Raw genomic sequence first — 4201 nt, forward strand, 5'->3', positions numbered from 1 at the left:
GAGAGCCGCACCAGGCGCGGCGGCAGCGGCTGCCCGCTCCAGGTGTCGCTCCAGGTCACGGTCCCGTCCGTCGCAAGGCTGGCGAAGGCGAACGCGATCTCGACCTTCCCCTCGAGCAGCAGAACGGGGTCGCGCAGCGCGACGTTCTCGAACGGCATGCGCGGCCCTGGCCATGGCGCGCGCCGGCGCACGAGCTGGCTCCTGTCATCCCGCTCCTCGGCGGTCAGGCTGACCACCTCCTCGCCCTGCAGCCCGGCCACGGTGCCGCCGGCCGCAACGAACCTGACTTCGGTGGACCCGCCGACGAAGGCGGCCCTCCGATTGCCACCGCCCGCGGACTGCGGAGCGAGAGACTGCGGCACCAGACGCGCCGCGCCGAAATCCGCCGCCAGGCGCTCGATCGCAAGCAGCAGTTGGTCCGCCCGGCCCACCACGCCGGTGCGGCGATCGAAGTTGAGGGCGACGTTGTGGATGAGGGCCGCGGTCGCGACGATCACGGCGGACCCGATCGCCAATGCGGCGAGCACCTCGATCAGGGTGAAACCCCGCACGCCGCGCAGCGTTGATTTCGGCAGGCCGTGTTTCGGAAGAGTTGGTTTCGCGGTCATTCTTCGTCCCTCGGTCCCAGCCGCAGCGTCTCGGCGCTGACCACCTGCCCGGGCCCCCACGACACCTTCGCGCTCACGCGGTAGGCGATCCAGCTCCGGCGCTTGGCGGGGGGCTCGTTCGGTTTCTCCTGGGACTTGTCCACCACGGACTGCATCAGGCTCCCCTGCTGTGGCACCATGGCGTCGACGAACATCGGCTCGGCCGTGACCGTCCAGCGCAGGCCGGCCGTCTCGCCGTCGCGCGGCCCCTTCGCGAGCGCGATGCGGTCGACGGGCGTATCGAGGATCGCGCGCAGCAGCGTCTGCGCGGCAATGCGGCCGTCGAGCTTGTCGGCGATCCGGCGCGCGTAAAACAGATGCGGACCGAGCACCGACACGAACGCCAAGAGCAGAGCCATCGCGACCAGCGCCTCGATCAGCGTAAACCCTCCGCGCGCGGCGGCGTGGTCACGGCAGATCGATCGCCACGCGACCGTTGTACCAGTTGACATCGACCTCATAGCGCACTCCCTGCCACGAGAACTTCAGCACCGCGCCGGTCGAGGCGCCGTCCGGCTCGAACCGGACCACCGCCTGCCGTCCCGACCATCGCGCGTCGACACCGACCACATCGAGCACCACGTCGCGGGGAATCGCGATAACCCCGCTCTCCCCAACAAGCCGCCGCTCCCTTGCATCGAGCGAAACGCTGCGACTCTGCCCGGTGAGAATCGCCGCGAGCCGTTCACGCCGCAGCAGCGCCGCGGTCTGCAGCGTCAGCGCCTTCATGTTCGCCCGCCCGGTGCCGGGCACCATCGTCACCACCAGCGTGGCGAGAATGGAGATGATCAGCATCACCGCCACGACCTCGATCAAGGTCGAGCCCGCACGCCGATCGTTGATGCCTGCTCGCGCCATCGGCCGCCCCTACATCGCAAGCTCGGTGATGCTGAGCAGCGCGCTCATGATCGACACGATCAGCGTGCCGACACCGATGCTGACCGCGATGATGGTGATCGGCCCGATCGCGCCCATCAACCGGTCGAGACCGATGGCGAGCCGCTGCTCGTAGAATTGTGCGGCGTGTTGCGCGATCGCCGAGAGGTCGCCGGTCTCGTCACCGACCCGCAGCATGCGGACCGCAAGCGGCGGCACGAGATCGCTCTCGGCGAGCGCCTCGATGAAGCGGCGGCCGTTACGGACCTGCTCGTGCACCTGGTCGACCGCCGCCGCGTAGCGCGGCTCGGTAATGATGTCGCGCAGGATCTTCAGCGCGGCGGGGAGCGCCACGCCGTTCTCGACCAATAGCCCCAGGGTGCCAAGGAAGCGGGCGGTGCGACGGTCGTTCATCACCCCGGCCACGCCGGGAATGGAGGCGAGCGCACCCACGAGCCACGCCCGCGCCCCCTGTTGCCGCAGGATCAGCCAGCCGACCAGCAGCATGGCGGCACAGACGCCGAGGAAGGTGTCGAGATTGGCGCGTAGCCAAGTCGACATCGTCAGCGCGAAGGCGGCGCCCGCGGAGCTTTCCGCGCAACTCCGTGAAGACAGACTCGAACTGCGGCACCACATAAAGCAGAAAGAAGAACAGGATCAGCACCGCCGACCCGACCAGGAACATCGGGTAGCGGATCGCCGCGCTGATCCGCTGCGACAACTGCTCGCGCCGGGTGCGGTCCGCGACGATCGCCCGCAGCACCACCTCGAGCTTGCCGGACGCCTCGCCCGCCCGCACCATGGCGATGTAGATCGGCTCGATGATGGAGTCGTGGCGCTCCAGCGCTTCCGCAAAGCCGTCGCCACCCGAGACCGCCGAGCGCAGGCCGCCAGCGAAGCGGGCTACCGCCTTGTTGGTGTCGTCCTCCAGCGTCTGCAGCGCGGCTTCGAGCGTCAGCCCGGACCGCAGCAGGAGCGCCAGCAAGCGCATGAAGGTGGTGAGTTCGCGCGGGCGCGGCAATCCGCTGCTTGAGATGCCGCTGCGCCGCGCGCCGCCGCCCGCGATCTCCGCTTCGACCGGCAAGTGGCCGAGATACTCGATGCGCCGCAGCACCTCCTCGCGCGAGGGCGCGTCGACATCACCGAGAATGATCTCGCCGGCCTTGGTCAACGCGCGGTAGCGGTAGTGTGGCATGATCGCCCTACAGGCTCGTGGTCAGGCGGAAGATTTCATCGAGTGTGGTCTGCCCGGCGCGTAGTTTGTTGATGCCGTCCTCGGTCATGGTGGTCATGCCCTCGCGCCGCGCCGCGGTTTCGAGGTCGGTGGAGTCGGTTTTCGGGCCGATTGACCGTCGCAACGCCGTGCCGATCTCCATGATCTCGAACACGCCCTTGCGTCCGCGGAAACCGGTGAAGCCGCACCAGTCGCAGCCCTTGGGCCGGCAGACCACTTCGCCGGCCTCGATGCCGAGCGCTGCATAGCGCTCGTCAGCGGCGATATCCGCCGCCGACAGCGAGTGGCTTTCCTTGCAGTGATCGCACAGGATCCGCACCAGCCGCTGCGCCACGATCACCCGCGCGCAGGACGCCAGCAGGAAGCTCTCTATCTCCATGTCGATCAGACGCGTGATGGCGCCAGCCGCGGTGTTGGTGTGCAGCGTCGTCAGCACCAGATGGCCGGTCAGCGCAGCGTGGACACCGATATGGGCCGTCTCGGAATCGCGCATCTCGCCGACCATGATGACATCAGGGTCGAGCCGCATGAACGAACGCAGCGCCGATGCGAAAGTGAGCCCGATGCCTGGATGCACCTGGGTCTGGTTGATGCCCGAAATCTGGTACTCGACGGGATCTTCGATGGTCAGGATCTTGCGGGTCGGCTCATTGATCACCGCAAGCGACGCCGCAAGCGTGGTGGTCTTTCCCGATCCGGTCGGTCCGGTGACGATCACCATTCCATAAGGGGCCAGCAACGCCTTGCGCAGGATCGTCTCGTCACGCGCGCTGAGGCCGATCTGGTCGAGCGATACCAGGCCTGCCCCTTTGCGCAACAGGCGAATGACGGCGCATTCGCCATGCATCGTCGGCATGGTGGCGACCCGCAGATCGATCTCGCTGCCACTGACAACGATATGCGCGCGTCCGTCCTGCGCCAGGCGGCGCTCGGTGATGTTGAGACCGGCCAGAATCTTGAGGCGCGACAGGATGCCCTTGGCCATGCTCATCGGCGGCGCCGGCACGTTCTTCAGCATGCCATCGACGCGCAGCCGAACCTGCAGCGCATTGCCAGCCGGCTCGATGTGCAGATCGGTCGCCCGCTGCTCGACCGCCAGGCGCAGCAGGTCATCGAGCGCCCGCACCACCGGCGCGCCACGCGCGAGGTCGCGCAAATTGTCAAGATCATCCTCGCCTGCGCCCGTGCCGATTTGCGGGGTATCGCTCGGCTGATCGGGCTCGAGTCGTAACGAAAGCGCGGCTTCCAAATCATCGGCAGTCGCCACGGCAAGCACGATCGGCCTGCGCAGCGCGAGCTCGACCGCTCGCAACGTCTCATCGTCGATCGGAGCGGCCACTGCGAGACGCAACGTTCCGGCCGCGGTCGCGTAAGGGAAGAGGCGCTCCTCCTTGAGGAACCGCGTCGACATCTCACCGCCGGCGAAGCGCCCCTCGACTAGTGG

At 67.8% G+C, this 4201-nt stretch carries 5 protein-coding genes and 1 pseudogene; all 6 read right to left on the reverse strand.

Annotation, left to right across the window (positions count from 1 at the left end):
* The coding region (locus CWO89_RS41415; protein ID WP_130584006.1) for a PulJ/GspJ family protein at positions 1–608 on the reverse strand (608 nt) is incomplete at its 3' end.
* On the reverse strand, positions 605–1099 hold the full coding sequence (locus tag CWO89_RS41420) for a prepilin-type N-terminal cleavage/methylation domain-containing protein (RefSeq protein WP_165421552.1): 495 nt from the start codon (positions 1097–1099) through the stop codon (positions 605–607). The genes CWO89_RS41415 and CWO89_RS41420, both read right to left, overlap by 4 nt.
* Positions 1056–1505, reverse strand: a complete 450-nt coding sequence (locus CWO89_RS41425; protein WP_130584008.1) for a prepilin-type N-terminal cleavage/methylation domain-containing protein — start codon at positions 1503–1505, stop codon at positions 1056–1058. Before CWO89_RS41425 ends, CWO89_RS41420 begins: the two co-directional genes overlap by 44 nt.
* Positions 1506–1514: 9 nt before the next feature.
* A complete protein-coding gene (locus CWO89_RS48570; protein ID WP_245476816.1) occupies positions 1515–2084 on the reverse strand; it encodes a type II secretion system F family protein in 570 nt (189 codons plus the stop codon).
* Between the two features lie 124 nt (positions 2085–2208).
* Positions 2209–2718, reverse strand: a pseudogene (locus CWO89_RS49305) (type II secretion system F family protein); the annotation flags it as partial.
* 7 nt (positions 2719–2725) lie between these two features.
* The coding region (locus CWO89_RS41435; protein WP_130584009.1) for a GspE/PulE family protein at positions 2726–4201 on the reverse strand (1476 nt) is incomplete at its 5' end.

This window comes from Bradyrhizobium sp. Leo170 (genome assembly GCF_004296405.1).
Taxonomy (GTDB): domain Bacteria; phylum Pseudomonadota; class Alphaproteobacteria; order Rhizobiales; family Xanthobacteraceae; genus Bradyrhizobium.